General features: G+C 64.8%; 15 protein-coding genes and 1 pseudogene. All 16 read right to left on the bottom strand.

The annotated features are described in order from the left end of the window. Window positions 1-109: 109 nt before the first annotated feature. The 16 genes and pseudogenes from CDN99_RS09935 to CDN99_RS09865 all read right to left on the bottom strand — a co-directional run bounded on the left by CDN99_RS09935 (window position 110) and on the right by CDN99_RS09865 (window position 18,443). Window positions 110-1,282 carry an MFS transporter gene (locus CDN99_RS09935; protein ID WP_088384687.1) on the bottom strand — a complete coding sequence of 391 codons (1,173 nt, stop codon included), beginning with the start codon at window positions 1,280-1,282 and terminating at the stop codon, window positions 110-112. 13 nt (window positions 1,283-1,295) lie between these two features. Continuing rightward, window positions 1,296-2,741 carry an NAD(P)-binding domain-containing protein gene (locus CDN99_RS09930; RefSeq protein WP_158218816.1) on the bottom strand — a complete coding sequence of 482 codons (1,446 nt, stop codon included), beginning with the start codon at window positions 2,739-2,741 and terminating at the stop codon, window positions 1,296-1,298. Window positions 2,742-2,834: 93 nt separating this feature from the next. Further along, window positions 2,835-3,116, bottom strand: a pseudogene (locus CDN99_RS29250) (GNAT family N-acetyltransferase); the annotation flags it as partial. 42 nt (window positions 3,117-3,158) lie between these two features. Further along, window positions 3,159-3,638 (bottom strand): MarR family winged helix-turn-helix transcriptional regulator, encoded by a 480-nt coding sequence (locus tag CDN99_RS09925; RefSeq protein ID WP_088384685.1) that lies wholly within the window; start codon window positions 3,636-3,638, stop codon window positions 3,159-3,161. A 106-nt stretch (window positions 3,639-3,744) separates the two neighbouring features. Next, the gene (gene arsH, locus CDN99_RS09920; RefSeq protein WP_088384684.1) at window positions 3,745-4,485 is read right to left on the bottom strand and encodes an arsenical resistance protein ArsH; all 741 of its coding nucleotides are present in this window, start codon (window positions 4,483-4,485) and stop codon (window positions 3,745-3,747) included. After that, window positions 4,460-5,539: an ACR3 family arsenite efflux transporter gene (arsB, locus tag CDN99_RS09915; RefSeq protein WP_088384683.1), complete on the bottom strand. Its 1,080-nt coding sequence runs from the start codon at window positions 5,537-5,539 to the stop codon at window positions 4,460-4,462. Before arsB ends, arsH begins: the two co-directional genes overlap by 26 nt. A 9-nt stretch (window positions 5,540-5,548) precedes the next feature. After that, complete coding sequence (locus CDN99_RS09910; RefSeq protein WP_088384682.1) at window positions 5,549-6,037, bottom strand: arsenate reductase ArsC; 489 nt, start codon at window positions 6,035-6,037, stop codon at window positions 5,549-5,551. 3 nt (window positions 6,038-6,040) lie between these two features. Beyond that, the gene (locus tag CDN99_RS09905; RefSeq protein WP_088384681.1) at window positions 6,041-6,535 is read right to left on the bottom strand and encodes an arsenate reductase ArsC; all 495 of its coding nucleotides are present in this window, start codon (window positions 6,533-6,535) and stop codon (window positions 6,041-6,043) included. Between the two features lie 13 nt (window positions 6,536-6,548). Continuing rightward, a complete protein-coding gene (locus CDN99_RS09900) occupies window positions 6,549-6,875 on the bottom strand; it encodes an ArsR/SmtB family transcription factor (protein WP_088384680.1) in 327 nt (108 codons plus the stop codon). Window positions 6,876-7,038: 163 nt separating this feature from the next. Continuing rightward, the gene (locus tag CDN99_RS09895) at window positions 7,039-7,383 is read right to left on the bottom strand and encodes a copper-binding protein (RefSeq protein ID WP_088384679.1); all 345 of its coding nucleotides are present in this window, start codon (window positions 7,381-7,383) and stop codon (window positions 7,039-7,041) included. Between the two features lie 13 nt (window positions 7,384-7,396). Continuing rightward, window positions 7,397-10,576, bottom strand: coding sequence for an efflux RND transporter permease subunit (locus CDN99_RS09890; protein WP_088384678.1), 3,180 nt, complete (start codon window positions 10,574-10,576; stop codon window positions 7,397-7,399). After that, complete coding sequence (locus CDN99_RS09885) at window positions 10,573-12,102, bottom strand: efflux RND transporter periplasmic adaptor subunit (protein ID WP_088384677.1); 1,530 nt, start codon at window positions 12,100-12,102, stop codon at window positions 10,573-10,575. Before CDN99_RS09885 ends, CDN99_RS09890 begins: the two co-directional genes overlap by 4 nt. Next, window positions 12,099-13,307 carry a TolC family protein gene (locus CDN99_RS09880; protein WP_238139452.1) on the bottom strand — a complete coding sequence of 403 codons (1,209 nt, stop codon included), beginning with the start codon at window positions 13,305-13,307 and terminating at the stop codon, window positions 12,099-12,101. Before CDN99_RS09880 ends, CDN99_RS09885 begins: the two co-directional genes overlap by 4 nt. A 99-nt stretch (window positions 13,308-13,406) precedes the next feature. Beyond that, complete coding sequence (locus CDN99_RS09875; protein WP_088384676.1) at window positions 13,407-13,790, bottom strand: hypothetical protein; 384 nt, start codon at window positions 13,788-13,790, stop codon at window positions 13,407-13,409. Between the two features lie 60 nt (window positions 13,791-13,850). Continuing rightward, the gene (locus CDN99_RS09870) at window positions 13,851-15,752 is read right to left on the bottom strand and encodes a cytochrome c/FTR1 family iron permease (protein WP_088384675.1); all 1,902 of its coding nucleotides are present in this window, start codon (window positions 15,750-15,752) and stop codon (window positions 13,851-13,853) included. 117 nt (window positions 15,753-15,869) lie between these two features. Then, window positions 15,870-18,443 carry a heavy metal translocating P-type ATPase gene (locus tag CDN99_RS09865; RefSeq protein ID WP_202820247.1) on the bottom strand — a complete coding sequence of 858 codons (2,574 nt, stop codon included), beginning with the start codon at window positions 18,441-18,443 and terminating at the stop codon, window positions 15,870-15,872. Between the last annotated feature and the right edge of the window lie 25 nt (window positions 18,444-18,468).

The raw sequence follows: 18,468 nt of genomic DNA, 5'->3' as shown, positions 1-18,468 counted from the left end.
CCCGGATCCCGCGCCTTCGCGCGGGGTGACCTCGCTTTCGATGCCGTAGATGGGGTTAAGCGCCTAGGGTAATCCCGTGCCAGCGCTGGTCTGCGAGTCGCCGAGTTGTTCAGTTCGCCGTCCGAGGCTGAAGCGACAGAAGGAACAAGCTCGCGAATGCCAGAAGACCAAGGCTGGCCGACAGCACCAGGGCTGCTGCCCCCCAATGGTCTATCGCGCTGCCAAAGGCCCATGGTGCGAGCGCTTGCGCCACTCGTGCCGGAACCATGATGACGCCCTGTCGATGGCCATAGCCTTCAGGACCGAAGACCACCAACGGCAGAGTCCCCTTGGCGATGGTCAAGATACCGTTCCCTGCCCCATGAAGTAATCCGAAAAGCGGTGCTGCGGGCATCCCGAGCACGCCGAGCAATACGACCCCAAGCGGATGCATCACCGAAGCAAGCCTCGCGGACAGCATCGGATGCAGACGACGCAAGAGGCCGAATTCAAGCAGTCTTGCCCCAACCTGGGCCGGTCCGATTAGCGCTCCGACGAGAACCGCCGTCTCAATGCTGGCGCCTCCAGCCTGCAGCACGCGTGGAAGATGAGCCGCCATCGCCGTGCTGATGAACCAGGTCGTCGCGAACACCCATGCGAGCACCAGCGAAGCGCGCAAGGACGACCGTTCGTCGCCGACCGGCGCAGGTGCTTCGTTGGCGGGGCCCTGCGCGGACTCAGCCTCCTTCCGAACCCGAGGAAGCAATGCGTTCAGCGGAAGCCCGGCGCAAAGATGAAGCGCAGCCCAGACGAAGCATGCCGCCCGCCATCCATGGTGCACCTCTAGGTAGGTCGACAGCGGCCAGCCGACTGTGCTGGCGAATCCGGCGAAGAGCGTGACGCCGGTGATGGCGCCGCGGGAGTCGTTCCCCCACAGTCGGACGAGAGCCGCGAAGGCGGCCTCGTATAGGCCGCTCCCCATCCCAATGCCAAGGATCACCCATGCGGCGAACAGCGAGGTCGGTCCAGAAGCGAGCCCGAGGAGCACAAGGCCTAGCGCGAACACCAGATTGGTGGCCATCAGCACCGGCCGACCGCCGACGCGGTCGATGGCCCGGCCGGCTTGCGGTCCCAGCAGTGCCGATACGACCAGCGCCGCGGAGAACGCGGCGAACACCGTCGGGACGGTGACGCCCACATCCCGCGCCATTGGCGCAGCCAGCATGGCCGGCAGGTAGTAGGTCGAGGCCCAGGCCAGGGTCTGGGCCAGCCCCAACGCGACAACGGTGCTCGAACGCCTCATGCTCGTCGTGTGCTCAGCGGCAGCAACGGGAGACGGGAGGCTTTGGCGTCGCTGCTCCTGTGCCGCAGGATGACGGCCCGCAGCCTCCCGCCTTCCCCATCGCGGGCTTCGGCTTCGCAATCGGCGACGGCGCTGAATCCCCGCAGCAGCCAGCACCCGTCGCAGCGACGCCTGGCACGCCAATGCCGCAGACGCCAGTCTCGGGCAGATCGAGTTCCACACGGTCGGCTGCTTCGATGTCGCCGGCAATGGAGGCCACCACGGATCGCGCCTGCTCGAAGCCCGTCGCCATCAGGAAGGTCGGTGCGCGGCCGTAGCTCTTCACTCCGAGCGTGTAGAAGGCTGGTTCTGGATGTGCAAGTTCCCGATGTCCATGGGGACGAACCGTCCCGCAGCTGTGAACGTTCGGGTCAATGAGAGGGCCGAGCGCTTCGGTCGATTCCAGCCAGGGATCGAGCTTGACCCGCAGCTCGCTTGTCAGCGAAAGGTCGGGGCGCTGGCCGGTCGCGCAGATGATTTCATCAACGCCATCCACCTGGACCTGTCGGCCGTCGGCGCTCAACCCGATCACCGTCAGCGCATCGTCCTGCTCGCGAATCTCGGTGATGCGCAGACCGCCGAAGAACGCCAGCTGTCCGGCATCGCGCAGGCGCCGAAGCGATGCGCCGAGCTGCCCGCGAGCAGGGAGCGCGTCGGCATTGCCTCCGCCGAAGACGCGGGTGAGCACAGGCGAGCGCACGGCCCAGGCGAGGCTCGCGCCCGGCACTGTCTTGGCAAGCTCAGCCAGCGCAAGCAGCGCGTTCGCAGCGGAATGCCCAGCGCCGACCACCAGCGTGCGCCGGGCCTCATAACGATGGCGATGCGCACCCAGTACATCAGGGATACCATAGAAGATGCGCGAGGTGGCCTGGGTTTCGCCAATGGCCGGCAAGCCGCTGGCGCCGAGCGGATTGGGCGTGCTCCACGTCCCCGTCGCATCGATGACCGCTCGCGCCCGGAATTCAAGGCGCTCGTCGCCACGTTGGGCGCGGATCACGAAGGCGGCTTGGTCACGACCGGTGCTCTTGACCTTGTCGAAGCCCTCCCTGCTCACCGCCAGCACCTTCGTGCCGAGATGCAGCGCCGCCGCGACCTCGGGCAGCCGTGCGAAAGGTCTCAGTACTTGCTCCACGATGTCGCGCGCCAGCGGCAGGCCGTCTGGATCGGGTGCCGTCCAGCCAGTGGGCTTGAGAAGTGCGGCCATCGAGCCGTCGACGTTGTAGCGCCACGGCGAGAACAGCCGAACGTGACCGTACTCCTGCAGGTTGCTTCCCACCTCGCGGCCCGCTTCGAGCACCACGAATGGCAAGCCGCGCTCGATGAGCTTCGCCGCAGCCGCCAGACCAACCGGACCTGCTCCCAGCACCGCGACCGGCAGACCCGGCTCGGGTGTTGTGGCAGCCTGGAGCGACAGGCCCATGAACGCCGCACTCGCTGGGCAAGCGCCCCGGAACTCGGCGGACGCTTTCAGCGCCTCGGGCGCTTCCTTGGCGTCCAGCCGCCGGAAGCCGAATCGCTCGAAGTACTCCGGCGCGGTTACCGTCAACAGGAAGACGCGGCGGATGCTTAGGCCTCTGGCTTCATCCAGGAAGCGACCGACCAGCGCCTTGCCCACGCCCCGCTTCTGCAGCCCCGGTGAGATCGCGACCGAGCGCAACAGCGCGATGTCTCCATAGATCTCCGCGCCGGCGCTGCCAATGACCTCGCCGTTGGACAGCGCGAGCAGGTACGCGTGCAGATGCTCTTGCGCCGTCCAGCGGAAGTTTGTTGGCCTGGAGCAGCGCGGCCAACGCGGGCCAGTCGGTGGGCTTCGCTTGGCGCAGGGTGATGTTCGCGTTCAACAACATGATTTGTCGTCCTTGGCGTCTGGAGGCGGCAGGCAGCACATGACCGCGTCGTCCTCGCGCAGCGCCTTTATGAGAATTTGCAGTGACTTCTCGACAGCGGTCCGGTCGCGCTCGCTGAGCTTGGCCATCAAGGCTTCGGCGTGACGGTCGAGGGTGGCGTTGAGCTCATGGACCGTGTGTTCGCCGTCGGCGGTGAGCGTGACGAGCCAGCTCCTTGCGTCGGAGGGGTTCGGCTCCTTCGTCACCCAGCCACGCGCGACCATGGCCTCCACCGCACGTGACACCCAGCTCTTCTCCAGACTGACCCGCACGCCAAGCTCGGACAGCGGCAGCGGGCCCGAGCGTCCCAGCTCCGTCAGCAGATGGCACTGCGTGTTGGTGGTGCGGCAGCAGTCGGCGACGACGCGCTGAGCGCGCGTGTACATCCGGGTGACCTCGCGCAGAAGCTCGACAGATAGGCTTTGGCTCATATCGTTGTGAACAGCAACTATTTGGCCGCATGCTAGAAATCGCTCTTTTGGTTGTCAATAGCAACTAGATAACCAAGAGAACGGGGCCGCAGCCCCGCACTCGCGCTCAGATGGCGCTCTGATTGACCCGCTCGGACAGCTTCTCGGCCGTCTCCTTGCGCTCGCTGTACCGGTCGACCAGGTAGTCACCCAAGTCGCGCGTGAGGAGCGTGAACTTGAACAGCTCCTCCATGACGTCGACCACGCGGTCGTAGTACGAGGACGGCTTCATCCGACCTTCCTCGGTGAACTCCGCGTACGCCTTGGCCACCGAGGACTGGTTGGGGATGGTCAGCATCCGCATCCAGCGGCCCAGCACGCGCATCTGGTTGACGGCGTTGAAGCTCTGCGAGCCGCCAGAGACCTGCATCACCGCCAGGGTCTTGTCCTGCGTCGGACGGACAGCGCCGGAATTCAAGGGGATCCAGTCGATCCGGGACTTCATGACGCCCGTCATGGCGCCGTGGCGCTCTGGCGAGCACCAGACCATGCCCTCTGCCCAAGTGGCCAGCTGACGCAGTTCTTGGACCTTCGGGTGCGTGTCCGCGGCATCGTCGGGAAGCGGGAGACCGGACGGGTCGAAGATCTTGACTTCGCCGCCCATGGCTTCCAGCAAGCGGGCCGCTTCAAAGGTCAAGAGTCGGCTGTACGACCTGGCGCGCAGGGAGCCATAGAGCATCAGGAATCGCGGCCGATGCTCAGACGGCTCGCGCACCGTCAACCGCCCCTGGTCGGGTACATCGAAGAGCTCCGACTCCAAGACCGGGAAGGTCTGGTCCAGTTCAGGCACGCTGCGCTCCTTGTTCATACCAAGCCTGCGAGCGGTTCACGATGGCGACGACCGCCAGCATCACCGGCACTTCGATCAGCACGCCGACCACGGTGGCCAACGCGGCGCCAGATTGGAATCCGAAGAGGCTGATGGCGGTGGCAACGGCCAGCTCGAAGAAGTTGCTCGCGCCGATCAGCGCCGACGGACCGGCAACGCAGTGCTGCACGCGCATCTTGCGATTGAGCCAATAGGCCAGGCCCGAGTTCAGCACGACCTGGATGAGGATGGGCACGGCCAGCAGGGCGATGACCAACGGTTGCTCGATGATGCGATCGCCCTGGAAGGCGAACAGCAGCACGAGCGTCAGCAGCAGTGCAGCAATCGAAAGCGGGCCCAGCTTGGTGGCGACCACCTGGAAGTGCGCGGCACCACGCTTGAGTAGCTGTCTGCGCCACAGCTGGGACAGGATGACGGGCACGACGATGTAGAGGCCGACCGAGGTCATGAGCGTGTCCCACGGCACCGTGATGGAGGACAGCCCCAGCAGCAAGGCGACGATGGGTGCGAAGGCGACGATCATGATCGCGTCGTTGAGAGCCACCTGCGACAGAGTGAAGTACGGATCTCCCTTGCAGAGCTGGCTCCAGACGAAGACCATGGCCGTGCACGGCGCCGCGGCCAGCAGGATGAGGCCGGCGATGTAGCTGTCGAGCTGATCGGCGGGCAGCCAGGAGGCCAATAGGTGGCGGATGAAGATCCAGCCCAGCAGCGCCATCGAGAACGGCTTCACCGCCCAGTTGATGAACAGGGTGACACCGATGCCCCTGGCATGCGCCTTGACCTGGCCGAGCGCCGCGAAGTCGATCTTCAGCAGCATCGGGACGATCATCACCCAGATGAGCAGGCCCACCGGGATGTTGACCTGAGCGACTTCGAGAGAGGCGATCGCCTTGAAAGCGCCGGGGAAGAACTGGCCCAGCGCAACGCCGACGACGATGCAAAGGGCAACCCAGACGCTGAGATAGCGCTCGAAGAAGCTGATGGCAGGCTTGGCCGCAGTGGCGACCGGCTTGAGAGTTGCGGCAGTCATGGACGGGCTTCAGGACTTCGAGATGGCATCAAGTGCCTGCTGCAGCTCGGCGTTGGTCATGGTCTCCAGCGGCAACTGCGCCAGCTGGAGCATCCGGTAACCGATAGCCTGCCGCGTCAGTTCGAAGGCCTGAGGCTTGTCGGCCTCTGGCGCGTTCGACGGGTCGGCGTAGCCCCAGTGAACCTTGACGGGGCTGCCGGGCCAGTAGGGACAGTGCTCAGCCGCAGCGCTGTCGCACACGGTGATGACGACGCGCATCTCGGGCGCGCCATCGGTGACGAACTCGTCCCAACTCTTGCTGCGATAGGCGCTGGTGTCGATGCCGGCCTCGCCCAGCGCCTGGAGGGCATACGGATTGATGCGCCCGCTCGGCGCGCTGCCGGCGCTGAAGCCTTTGATGTCCTTGCCCAGACGCTGGGCCCAATGGTTCAGCATGCCCTCGCTCAGCACGCTTCGCGCCGAGTTGTGGGTGCACAGGATGAGAACGTTGGTGGTCATGGCTCAGCGCGTCCCGATGTCTTTGACTTCCTTGTGGATAGCCATGGCGTCCAGGCGCTGGAGCGGCAAGGACATCATCAGTTCCAGCCGGCGCTTCATCGTGACCGCCGCGGCGCGGAAGGCTTGCTGCTTCGCGTCATCGCTGCCTTCAACGGCAGCCGGATCCGGCATGCCCCAGTGCGCGGTCAGCGGCTGACCGGGCCACACGGGGCAAACCTCGCCAGCAGCCTGGTCGCAGACGGTGAAGACGAAGTCCATCTCGGGAGCGCCCGGCTGAGCGAACTCCTCCCAGCTCTTGCTGCGGAAGCCGTCCGTCGGGATACCCGGCTCGCTCAGTTCCTTGAGAGCCAGCGGATGGACTGCGCCCCTGGGATGGCTACCAGCCGAGTACGCCTGGAAGCGGCCACGCCCCAGGTGGTTCAGCAAGCCCTCGGCAAGGATGGACCGTGCAGAGTTGCCCGTGCAGATGAACAGCACGTTGTAGACCCTTGATGTCATGAAGATTCCTTGTTCAGCAGTCGCAGCTGGATGTAGCCGTTTCCACGGCGCACGACGCGCCCTGGCAACAGTTTTCAGTGAGGTAACTCAGCAGGTCGTTCATCTGGGCGTACGCGGCGCGGTAGACCAAATTTCGACTCACACGCTCCTGCGTTACCAGTCCCGAAGCGACCAGTTCCTTAAGGTGGAACGACAGCGTCGCGGGGGCTACGCCGAGCGCTTCCTGGATGGCACCGGGGGTTAGACCCGTATCGCCCACCACGACGAGCGCGCGGAAGACCTGCAAGCGCAGCGGCTGGGCCAGTGCGCCGAGGGCGCGTACGACATCTGTTGATTCCATATTTAAAGAATACTCGAATCGATGAAGCACAGCAACACCTGAGAAATTGATCTGGTGAGATGTCTGGCAGTCCCGCTCGAGGACCTCTCAGGCGCGCTTGGTACCGCTCAGTCCGAGGTGCGCCAGGCGCAGGTGCTGGAGCGACTGGAACCGGGGATCCCGGTCAGCGCCGCTTGAGTTCCGTCACCGTTGCCTTGCCCTTGATCATTTCTGCTTGGAATTCGACGTGATCGCCGGCATTGAGGCCATCGAGGAGCTTCTTGTCGGCGACGTCGAATCCCATGGTCATGCCCGGCATGGCGAGGTTGGGTATGTCGCGGTGTCGCAGGACGATCAATCCCTTGGTCAGGTCGACCTTACGCACCTCACCCAACACCAACGGCATCGCTGCCGAAGCTGCAGCCTTGCTGGACATCGGCATAGCCGTGGAGTTTGGAGCGCCTTGCGCCTGCGCATTTGCGCCCAGCAGCGTGATCAGCGCTGCGACAAGCACGTTGTTGGCATTCATCGACAGGGCTCCTTCAAGGTTGAGTTGGTTGGAGAGGATGGGAAGTGGCCGACCGGCTTGATATCCCCCCTGCCGAGGTACGTCGCCGGCGCAAAAGGTACCAAGCAGCTGGAACCACGAGCATGCTGAGCAGGGGCGCCGTCACCATGCCGCCCACCATGGGGGCGGCAATGCGCCCCATGACCTCCGATCCTGTCCCATCACCCAGCAGGATCGGAAGCAGGCCGGCCATCACCACAGCGACCGTCATCGCCTTGGGACGTACACGAAGGACGGCACCTTCGCGAATTGCCGCGAGCAGCGTGGCTTCGTCGTCCGCTTCGCCGGCCGCCAGGCGCTGCGCGTGGGCGTTCTTGAGGTAGACCAGCATCACGACGCCGAACTCCGCCGCCAAGCCGGCCAAGGCAATGAAGCCCACCGCAGTGGCGACAGACACCGCATGTCCGAGTCCCCACACCAGCCAGAAGCCGCCGACCAGCGACAGCGGCACAGCCGCCATCACCAGCAGCGCGTCACCTGCGGAGCGGAACAAGACGTACAGCAACACAAAGATCACAGCCAACGTCGCCGGTACCACCAGCTTCAGCCGCTGCGTTGCGCGCTCCAGGTATTCGAACTGACCGGACCAAGACAAGGCATACCCGGCCGGAATGACCACCTCTTGTCCAACCGCGGCTTGCATGTCTTGGACGACGGAGCGCAGGTCGCGCCCCCGAACGTCGACGTACACCCAGCCCGACAGCCTGGCGTTCTCGCTGCGCAGCATGGGCGGCCCCTCCGCGACCGTCACGCGGGCGACGTCCTGAAGGAGCACGGTGGCCCCCTTGTCTGTCACGAAAGGCAGCTGCCGCAGCCGCTCCAGCGAGTCCCGGATTTCGCGCGGGTAGCGGACGTTGATGGGATAGCGCTCGCGCCCTGCCACCACCTCACCGACGTTCTCTCCGCCGATGGCAGTCGAGACGATCGACTGGACCGCCGCCACAGAAAGTCCATACCGCGCCGCAGCCGCGCGGTCGACGTCGATATCGATGTAGCGGCCACCGGTCAGGCGTTCAGCCAAGGCCGACGAAACGCCGGGCAAAGTTTTCACCGCAGCCTCGATCTGCGTCGTCAGTTTGTCCAGCGTGGCCAGGTCAGGGCCGGACACCTTGATGCCGACCGGGCTCTTGATGCCGGTGGCCAGCATGTCGATGCGATTGCGGATGGGTGGAACCCAGACGTTGGACAACCCCGGAACCTTCACGACGCGGTCGAGCTCCTCGACGAGCTTCTCCGGTGTGAGACCCGGCCGCCATTGGGCTCGTGGCCTGAATCGGATCGTAGTCTCGAACATCTCCAGCGGAGCCGGATCGGTCGCCGTGTCGGCGCGGCCGGCCTTGCCGAAGACGCGATCCACTTCGGGTACGGTCTTGATGAGCCGATCCGTCTGCTGCAGCAGTTCCGCGGCCTTGGAGGCGGATATCCCTGGTAGCGCAGACGGCATGTAGAGCAGATCACCTTCGTCCAGTGGCGGCATGAACTCGCCGCCAAGACGCATCAGCGGGATCACGGTGAGCGCCAGCACCAGCGCAGACGCCAGCAGCGTCATCTTGGGGAACCTCAGGACGACCTCCAGCGCCGGTCGGTAGAGCGCGATGAGCAGTCGGTTGATCGGATTGGCGTTCTCCTGCGGGATGCGCCCCCGGATCAGGAAGCCCATCAGCACCGGCACGAGCGTCACGGACAAGCCCGCCGCCGCGGCCATCGCATAGGTCTTCGTCAGCGCCAAAGGCGAGAACAGGCGGCCTTCTTGCGCCTCAAGCGTGAACACCGGCAGAAACGACAGCGTGATCACCAGCAGCGAGAAGAACAGCGCAGGTCCCACCTCCACGGCAGCCTCCGTGATGAGGGCCCACCGCTCGACAACACTGGCAGATCGCCCATGCCGAGCCTCGAAGTGTTCCAAGTGCTTGTGCGCCGCCTCGACCAACACGACACTCGCATCGACCATCGCGCCCAGCGCGATCGCCACGCCGCCCAGGCTCAGGATGTTGGCACTCAGGCCCTGCCAGTGCATCACGATGAAGGCGGTCAGTACGCCGACGGGCAAGGTCACGACTGCGACCAAGGCGGAACGCAGGTGGAACAGGAACACGGCGCAGACGACCGCGACGACAATGAACTCCTCGATGAGCTTGTCGCGCAGATGATCGATGGCGCGGTCAATGAGCGTCGACCGATCGTAGGTTTCCACAATCTCGACGCCTTTCGGCAGGCCAGGCTTGAGCGCCTCGATCTTGGCTTTGACGGCTTCGATCGTGGTTCGGGCGTTCTTGCCGGATCGCATCACGATCACGCCGCCGGCGACCTCACCCTCGCCGTCGAGCTCCGCAATGCCGCGCCGCATCTCGGGACCGACCTGCACGAAAGCGACGTCCCGCAGCATCACCGGCGTCGCCCGCGCCACGCTCACCGGGATGTCGCGGAAGTCGTCTAGCGATCTCAGGAAGCCGCGCGAGCGCACCATGTACTCGCTCTCCGCCAGCTCCACGACGGATCCTCCAGAGGCCTGATTGGCACTGCGCAAGGCGGCCAGGACAGCCTCCTGCGTCACGCCGAGCGCTCGCATGCGGTTTGGGTCTAGGACGACTTGGTACTGCCGGACCATGCCGCCCAAGCTGGACACTTCGGCCACGTCCGGTACTGTCTTGAGCTCGAACTTCAGAAACCAATCGTTGAGCGCGCGCAGCTGCGACAGGTCGTGCGCACCTGTGCGATCGACCAGCGCATATTCGTAAACCCATCCCACGCCGGTCGCGTCCGGGCCTAGCACCGCTGTGGCCCCAGCCGGCAGTCGCCCCTGGACTTGACCAAGCGCTTCGCTCACACGGGACCGGGCCCAGTACGGATCGGTCCGATCATCGAAGAGCACGTAGACGAACGAGTCGCCGAAGAAGCTGTAACCCCTCACCGTTTTGGCGCCGGGCACGCTGAGCATCGTGGTGGTCAGCGGATATGTGACGAGGTCTTCGACGACCTGCGGGGGCTTACCCGGGTAGCTCGTTCGTACGATCACCTGTGCGTCGGACAGATCGGGCAACGCATCCACCGGCGTGCGCGCGACGGACCAAGCGCCCGCGGCGACCAGCATCGCGGTGGCAATGAGCACCAGGAAGCGATTCCCGATCGACCATCGGATCAGCGCAGCGATCATGGCGCACCACCCATCTTGCGCACCGAGACCAGCTCCCATTCCGTGGAACTGCCTTGTTTGAACTCGAAGTGGACCGTGTCACCGGGCCTCACTCCAGAGAAAGCATTCGGTGCAGGCTTCCCAAAAGCCATGGTCATGGCGGGCCACTTCAGCGCAGCCACAGGGCCGTGTGACAGCGTGATGCTGTCGGCGTCGACGCTCTCAATCGTGCCTTCGGCGGCGTAGGTGCCAGTGGCGACTGGGACGGCCGGTAAGGAGGACGCAGCCGTGGCACCGAGCGTGCTAGGGGTACCAGGCGGGGGGGCCATGCCTCCAAGTGCCGACTTCAGGTTGGCTTCGGAATCGATGAGGAACTGGCCGCTGGCCACGACTTCTTCACCGGGACGCAGGCCCTGCAGGATCTCCACGTCGCCCCCCAGCTCCGAACCGAGCTTCACCTCGCGCCGCTCGAAGGCGCCGCCGTCCTTGCGGGCGATGACCAAGGCCCTGACGCCCGTACGGATGACGGCTTCGGCTGGAATGACCAGGCGCGATGCGGTGGCAGCTGCAATCTTCAATCGCAGCAACATGCCGGGCACCAGTCTGCCGTTCCTGTTGTCGACCTCGAAGCGCGCTTGCAACGTGCGCGTGTCGGCGCTGACCTGCGGCAGGATCTCCTTGAGTTCACCTTCGAAAGTCTGTGGCGCATCGGACTGCAGCGTCGCACTGACCCGTTGACCGCGGACGAGCTGCGCCCCCTGTGCCTCAGGCACCTCGACCACCACCCACACGCGCTCAAGACCTGCGATGCGGAACAGCGTGTTCCCGGGGCTCACCGCTGCACCGTCGCGCACACCGAGCTCCGCCACAACGCCGTCGGCAGGCGCGTCAAGGGTGAAGCGAGCCTGCGCCGTGCCGGCGTCCTCGCTGCGACGCAAGAGCGCTTCGGGGACGGACATGGCTTTGAGGCGATCTCTCGCGGCATCGATAAGTTCCGGCGCGGCGCCGGCGCGCTTAAGCGCGAGGAGCTCGTTTTGCGGCCCCAGCCACTCCGGCGCGAAGATCGTGGCGAGCGGCTGCCCCTTGTGAACGATGGACATGGGCGCTCGCACGAACAGGCGCTCGACGTAGCCAGAGATGCGCGTCTGAACGGCAACGTTGAGTCTTTCGTCGAACTGCACCGCGCCCACTGCGTCAATCGACGACGACACGTCGGTCATCTTCGCCGCGACCATACGGATGCCCAAGTTTTGTTGTACGCCAGCGGAGATCTTGACACCGGCGTCAGCGGCTTCGTCGGCGTACACGGGCACGAGCTGCATGTCCATGAAGGGGGACTTGCCCGGCTTGTCAAAGCGACGTCCCGGCACCATCGGGTCGTGCCAGTACAAGACCTTGCGATCAGCATCGGTGGTGGTGCTTGCCGTTCCTTCACCGAGTCGACCGAGGTCCCTGCTTGGCAAGTTGAGCGCTCGGCCGGCGTAAAAGCCTCCAACTGCCAAGGCGACGCCGATCGCAGCCAGAGTGAGAACTGATGCGCGATTCACGGAAGGTCTCCTTCGCTGATGGCCTTGAAGACGAGCGACGCCTGTGCTCGGCTCAGATCGCGCTGAAGCGCGAGTAGCTTCCTATCGGCTTCGAGCTCGGCGTGGCGCGCATCGAAGAGCGTCGTGAGCGGCGCCTGATTCGACCGATATGCGGCCAGAGCAACGGCCGTGCGTTGCTGTGCCGGGAGAACGACTGACGTTCGATAGCGCTCGACGCGCTCGGCCAACCGAGCGGCTTCTGTGCTGAGCCCCCGGTACTCCGCCACAGCGACTCGAGTCGTCTCGGCCAGCTGGGCCTGAGCCTTCTCCACCAGCGCGAGCTTGGCCGCGAGTTCGCGGTCCTGCCGCTGCGCCGGCGCGATCGCCAGTGGGATGCTCACGCCCACCGAGACCATGTCCGAGTATCCAGATCGCTGCCCGTAACTCACTTCCCACGACCAGTTGGGGCTGCGATTGATCCGGGCCGAGTCGGCCTCCGAACGCGCCATATCGACGTCTCGCTGGGCGGCAACGACGGCTGGATGCCTACTCACATAGGCGTCTTCGCTGGGCGCCGTACTGCCGCCCGCTGCGGCCACGTCATCCACGGGAACGCCCACCCAACGCTCCAACGCGGCGCGGGCGACGTCCAGCTGCTGGCGCGCTTCAGCCGCAGCATCCTCGGCCAAGCCGCGGGCGCTTGCCAGCGCGAGGACCTCTTGGCTGGTCGCGCTGGCTGAGCTCAGACGAGCCCGCGCCGTCTCCAGTTCGTCATGCGCGTGGCGTTCGTCGTGGACGGCTAATCCCAGCGCCGCGCGCGCGAAGTAGACGTCCAGGTAGGCCATGCCGGTCTGTAGTCGGACGTCAGCCAGCGACGCGTGAGTTGCGGCGACCTCTCGATGAACTGCGGCGTCTGCGGCGGCCTGACGTGCGCTGCGCTTGCCTGCGGACACCCATTCCTGCGAGATTCCGACACGCTTCATCGTCATCGAGTCTCGACCGCTGAAACGGTCGCTGCCCGAGATGGGCAAGTTGTCGATCCCGGCGCGCAAGACGGGATCGGGCAACTGGGCGGCGGCGCGAGCCGTTTGCGCCGCGCTGGCAGCACCAGACCTGGCAGCCTGCGCGGCTTGCGACCGCTCGACGGCCAGGCTCAGCGCTTGGTCCAGCGTGAGAGAGTTGCCGCGGCTGTGCAGCGGCAGCAAAGCGACGGCCAGGGCGGCCATGCGCACAATGATTCTTGGGTTCACGAGAGCTCCGAACGAAGGACAGTGTGGCCAGATGGCGGACATGCCGCACCGGCGCCAGTCAATCGACGGAGCTGATCAGACTCGGAGTCTGAGTGTGGAAAGAAAGAGTGGATCGGCTGGTGCCCGATCCTCCGTCGGAGTCAAGCCCCCGACGGGCACGCTAGCGTCGCCACCAACATCGACGCTGACCATCAGCATCGAAACCACGAGCGCAGGCGCAAGCGTTGGCACCTTGACCGCCTCGAACGACTGGGGAGCCCCAGACGAATGCTCCGCGCATAGCGCGGGCTGATCCATGTCCATGCCTTCGCAGGGCACCCCGGACGCCACCATCTCAGCCATGGCCGTCATGTCCTGCTCCTGAGGGCAGACATAGCTCGCCAGCGCCAGCTGCGAGAACAGCAGCGACAGCGCCACGTAGCACGTGACGGTCAGGCGATGAGCAAGGCGTCGCAACATGAGTGGTGAAAGTGTAGCGGCAAGTTCAAAGCCGCCGCAGGCGAATGCCGGACAAGGCTCCTATCGGCCGACGCCCGCAGCTTTCGGGCGCGCATTCCTGAGGAAAAACGCCAGAACAAGCAGAAGCACGGCTGCCTGCGCCGTCAGGCCGATGATTGAGGGATAGACCCCCAGTAGCTCCAGACGCGGCGCGGACAGTGCACTGGGCGCGATCCAGCCAGCCTCTTGCAGTGCGGCCACTCCCTTGCCGGTCAGGACCACGGCCAGGATGGCAACGAGCCAAGAGCTCACGGAAAAGAATATGCCGATGGGGAGCCGAGCGCTGTATCGAAGGAGCAGCACCGTGATGAGCGCCAAGCAGAGTACGCCTACTCCCAAGCCTGCCAGGATCGCGCCGTCATTGCCTTGGCCCCACAGCGCCGCATAGAAGAGGATCGTCTCGAACACCTCGCGGTACACCGCAACGAAGGCGAGTGCGAACATGAAAAAAGCAGAACGGCGGTTCAGCGCCGCGGACATGCGCTCCCGCAGGTACGCCTGCCACTGACCAGCGACGCTCTTCTGGTGCATCCACACTCCCACGCTCAGCAGCACTATCGCCGCGAAGAGGCTCGACAGCCCTTCGGTCACCTCGCGATTAGCTCCGCTGATCGACACCGCGTAGGTCGCGATGGCCCAGGTCACGCCCCCAGCTGCAAGCGCGCCAACCCATCCCGCATGCACGTATGGAAGCACGTCTGGGCGCTTGGCCTGCTTGAGGAAGGCGATCATCGCCACGACTACGAGCAGGGCCTCGATGCCCTCGCGTAGCAAGATCGTCAGGCTCCCGAAGAAGGCCGCGCTGGCATCCGCCCCCGATGCAGCCAGAACCTGGTCCGCTTCAGTGAAGAGTGCATCAATACGCGCAGCGGCTGCTTCAACTTCCACAGCCGGGGCCTTGGACGCGATAAGCGATCGGTACTGCCCCATGGCCACTTCGATCTGATCCTTGAGTGCGCCTTCGCGGGCGGCCAGCGCCTGCTCGTACGGCTCGACGCCATCCAGGTACGAAGACAGGGCCAGTTCAGCGGCATCCTTGAGCTTGCCCGCTTTAAAAGCAGCGACGCTATGGTGCAGTCGCTCGCGCGCCAAGCCGAGATTTGCGCGAGGCGCGGCAAGCGCCTCGGGACGCGCATGCAGATAGGCCATCGTTGCAGCGGCCTGCTCCGCTCCGATGGAGCCAGCAAGCTCCGCTTCCGTCATGCGGACAAAGTGGTCCAAGCCAGCCACTTCGCCTCGGGCCTTCTCCGACTCCTTCCAGAGGCGCTCCCCTTGCTCACGCTGCTTGTCGTCGTGCGCGAAGGTACCCAGGTACATCGCCACCGCCCAGCGCTCGTCCTCTGATAGTTGCCCGAACGCGGGCATCGCCGTACCCGCAATGCCTTGGCTTGCCGCTTGATACAGGGCGAACACGCTGCGCTGGCGAGCTCGACCTTGATCCGTAAATGCGATCGGCCTCGGGTCAAGCTGCTTGGCAAGCGCGCCATCGCCGTTGCCGGAAACGCCGTGGCATGCCGCGCAGCTGGCTGCGTACACTGCAGCGCCAAGCTTCAGGTTGGGCAGCGCGGTTGGTGCCAATGGGACTGGGTAGACCGCAATCAGGTGGTTTGCCAGTGCTTTGGCCAGCCCGCCGACCTTGCTCGCTTCAGACTTGGCGGCGATCTCGGCCTGCAACGCTTCGCTTTCCCGCAACAGCGTCGCGCGCTCGGGCTTGTTCTCTAGCGCGGCAATCTTGTCGTGAGCGGTTTGAGCGAACTCCCTCATCTCGTCGTACTCGGACTGCGCCACGACCTTGCCGTCTTGCACCGCACCCGAGTAATCGACGGCCAAGTAGTCGAGGATCTGCCAGACCCGGCGCACGTCGGCCTCGGCCGCATGTGCCGCGCCGCCTGCCAGGGCGGTGAGGAAGACCAAGGCGGCCATGAGGATCTTCCTGACCAAGTGGAGACCTACACCTGGACTGCCGTGACTGCCGTGACTGCGACTCATTTTTGTTCCCGAACGAAAAGTTGGCCCGTCTCGCGGGCCTTCAAGATTGCGTTAAGCGCGGGGCGGCTTGAGCAGCCGCAACCCGTTGAACACGACGAGGAGGCTGGCTCCCATGTCCGCAAACACCGCCATCCACATCGAAGCACTGCCGAACACCGCCAAGACGAAGAAAACTGCCTTGATGCCCAGTGCCAGGGTGATGTTCTGCCAGAGCACTGAGTATGTCCGCTTGGAAAGCCGAATGGTTTCAGCAACCTTGCGAAGGTCATCATTCATGATCAGGACGTCGGCCGCTTCCTTCGCGGTGTCCGTGCCAGCGGCGCCCATGGAGAAGCCCACAGAGGCGGCCGCCAGCGAAGGGCTGTCGTTGACTCCGTCGCCGACCATACCCACGTCATTCGCCGCAGCTGTCTCTGTGACCCAGGCCTGTTTATCTTGAGGCAGCAAGTTCGCACACACCTCTTCGACGCCTACTTCATGGCCGATGGCTTTGGCGGTCGCCTCGTTGTCGCCGGTGAGCATGACTGTGCGCACGCCCATGGCCTTGAGCTCGGCGATCGCTTGGCGGCTCGTGTCCTTGGTGGTATCAGCCACGGCGAACAGCGCAAGCACTTGTGTCTCACTGGCGAGCACGGAGAGCGTGCGCCCCTGAGACTCGTGCTTGAGCAGCATGGCTTCCAGTTCGGCGGAGCACTGACCGCGCTCGTGAATCCAGCGATGGTTCCCCAGCACGTAGTCCATGCCGTCAATGGTGCCTCGAACGCCCTTGCCCAGTTCCGCGCCGAAGGCCATCACGTCGAGGGACTCGCCCGGAAGGCCTTCGACGACCGCCTTGGACACTGGGTGATCGGATCTTGCCGCCAAGCTCTTGGCCATGCGCAGCACCGCATCACGCTCCACCAGATTGGCAATGATTTCACTGGCCACCAGCTTGGGGCGGCCTTCGGTCAAGGTGCCCGTCTTGTCCAGGCCAAGGACCGCCAGCTTGCGCGCTTGCTCCAGGTAGACGCCGCCTTTGATCAGGATGCCGCGACGCGCCGCGGCGGCCAAGCCGCTCACGACAGTCACCGGGGTGGAGATCACAAGCGCGCATGGGCAGGCAATCACGAGCAACACCAGGGCCTTGTAAAGGGCCGTCAGCCAATCCCAGCCCAACAGCATCGGCGTGCCCAGTGCGATCGCGAGCGCCATCACGAAGACTGAAGGTGTATAGATGGCGGCGAACTTGTCGACAAATCGCTGCGTCGGCGCGCGCTGCCCCTGCGCCTGCTCAACGGCATGGATGATCCGCGCGAGGACCGTGTCGGTTGCCGGATGGGTGACGCGGAACTCCAGCGAGCCGCTTTGATTGATGGTCCCGGCGAACACGTCGTCATCCGGCCCCTTGTCGACAGGCACGCTCTCGCCGGTCACTGGCGACTGGTCCACCGCGCCGTGGCCTGAAGTGACCCGGCCGTCCAGTGCGAATCGTTCGCCCGGTTTGACGCGGACCAGCGCTCCGACCTTGACAACATTAGCCTGCTGAATTGCCCAAGCACCGTCGGATTGCTGCACCTCGGCCTGCGTAGGCGAGAGTGAGAGCAGGCCGGCGATGGCGTTCCTCGCCCGGTCTACCGATCGCGCTTCGATAAGTTCTGCCAACGAGTACAGGGCCATCACCATGGCTGCCTCGGGCCATTGGCCGATGAGGAACGCTCCGATGACCGCAACGCTCATTAGCGCATTGATGTTCAGCTGCCCGCGTAGTAGCGATGAGAACCCCTTTTTGAAGACGGATAGTCCTGAGAGCGCGATCGCTGCCGCCGCGATACCCATGCCGACGGCTTTCCAGCCGAGGGCGTCGGATGCGAAGAAGTGCAAAGCCTCGGCGAGCGCCGCCACAGCCAACGCACCGACAAGCCTCAACAACTCGACGCGCTGAGCTCTCGCGGTGAGCTCAGCCGATGGTGGTTCGCTTAGCACCTCCGACTTGAAGCCGTTGGCCAGCAGCGCTTGCATCACAGCTTCCTTGGCTGATGCCGGCGCATCGACCGACAACGTGCGCGCGGGAAGGTCGAACTGCAGTCGTCGCACCGCGTCCAACCCTTCCAGAGCGCGACGAATCTGAGCCTCTTCCGTCGGGCAGTCCATTGCCGGCACACGCAGCAGCAGCCCTTGAAACTCGGCGGCGTTCTCCTGCGCGGCATCGGTGGCGAGCGCCACCGGTGCAGCGCAAGCGCTGGAGCAACAAGAATCGGTGGTAGCGCACGCGTCTACTTGGGCGACTGCGCCGGCCGAGGGCCCGGTGGGCGGATATGTCTCGAAGCCCAATTGGTTGATCGCTGCAATCACGTGCGGCCAGGTCGCTTCAGGCGCGTCAACAGTCAGCCTGCGCTGCCCCAGATCGAATTTCATTGCTCTAACGCCGGCGATCCGCTCCAAGGCGGCGCGGATTTGGCGCTCCTCGTTTGGACAGTCCATGGACGGGATGCGCAGTTCGAGGCGAGCTTCGCGGGGGTTAGCCGGCAGGCTCGTCGGCGGGGCGCCCGGGGCAGCTTCAGAGCAGCCTCCAGAATAGGAGGTTAACCCAGACGGCACTGCCGTCGCGGTGGGCGCGGAGGTCTTGGTCGGCGAAGACGTGCTCATCCCTGTATTGGAAAACCTCTACCAA

The sequence above is a fragment of the Roseateles aquatilis genome (assembly GCF_002205645.1).
Lineage (GTDB): Bacteria > Pseudomonadota > Gammaproteobacteria > Burkholderiales > Burkholderiaceae_C > Roseateles > Roseateles aquatilis.
Note: the sequence above shows the minus strand (reverse complement) of the source record. Positions and strands in the feature narration are given on the sequence as shown.

Coding starts and splice junctions, on each gene's coding strand:
- CDN99_RS09910 (WP_088384682.1), bottom strand. CDS start 6,037: ATGACCACCAACGTTCTCATCCTGTGCACCCACAACTCGGCGCGAAGC.
- CDN99_RS09895 (WP_088384679.1), bottom strand. CDS start 7,383: ATGAATGCCAACAACGTGCTTGTCGCAGCGCTGATCACGCTGCTGGGC.
- CDN99_RS09890 (WP_088384678.1), bottom strand. CDS start 10,576: ATGATCGCTGCGCTGATCCGATGGTCGATCGGGAATCGCTTCCTGGTG.
- CDN99_RS09865 (WP_202820247.1), bottom strand. CDS start 18,443: ATGAGCACGTCTTCGCCGACCAAGACCTCCGCGCCCACCGCGACGGCA.
- arsB (WP_088384683.1), bottom strand. CDS start 5,539: ATGACTGCCGCAACTCTCAAGCCGGTCGCCACTGCGGCCAAGCCTGCC.
- CDN99_RS09880 (WP_238139452.1), bottom strand. CDS start 13,307: ATGGCCGCCCTGGCCGTCGCTTTGCTGCCGCTGCACAGCCGCGGCAAC.
- CDN99_RS09925 (WP_088384685.1), bottom strand. CDS start 3,638: ATGAGCCAAAGCCTATCTGTCGAGCTTCTGCGCGAGGTCACCCGGATG.
- CDN99_RS09900 (WP_088384680.1), bottom strand. CDS start 6,875: ATGGAATCAACAGATGTCGTACGCGCCCTCGGCGCACTGGCCCAGCCG.
- arsH (WP_088384684.1), bottom strand. CDS start 4,485: ATGAACAAGGAGCGCAGCGTGCCTGAACTGGACCAGACCTTCCCGGTC.
- CDN99_RS09930 (WP_158218816.1), bottom strand. CDS start 2,741: ATGGGCCTGTCGCTCCAGGCTGCCACAACACCCGAGCCGGGTCTGCCG.
- CDN99_RS09935 (WP_088384687.1), bottom strand. CDS start 1,282: ATGAGGCGTTCGAGCACCGTTGTCGCGTTGGGGCTGGCCCAGACCCTG.
- CDN99_RS09905 (WP_088384681.1), bottom strand. CDS start 6,535: ATGACATCAAGGGTCTACAACGTGCTGTTCATCTGCACGGGCAACTCT.
- CDN99_RS09875 (WP_088384676.1), bottom strand. CDS start 13,790: ATGTTGCGACGCCTTGCTCATCGCCTGACCGTCACGTGCTACGTGGCG.
- CDN99_RS09870 (WP_088384675.1), bottom strand. CDS start 15,752: ATGGCCGCCTTGGTCTTCCTCACCGCCCTGGCAGGCGGCGCGGCACAT.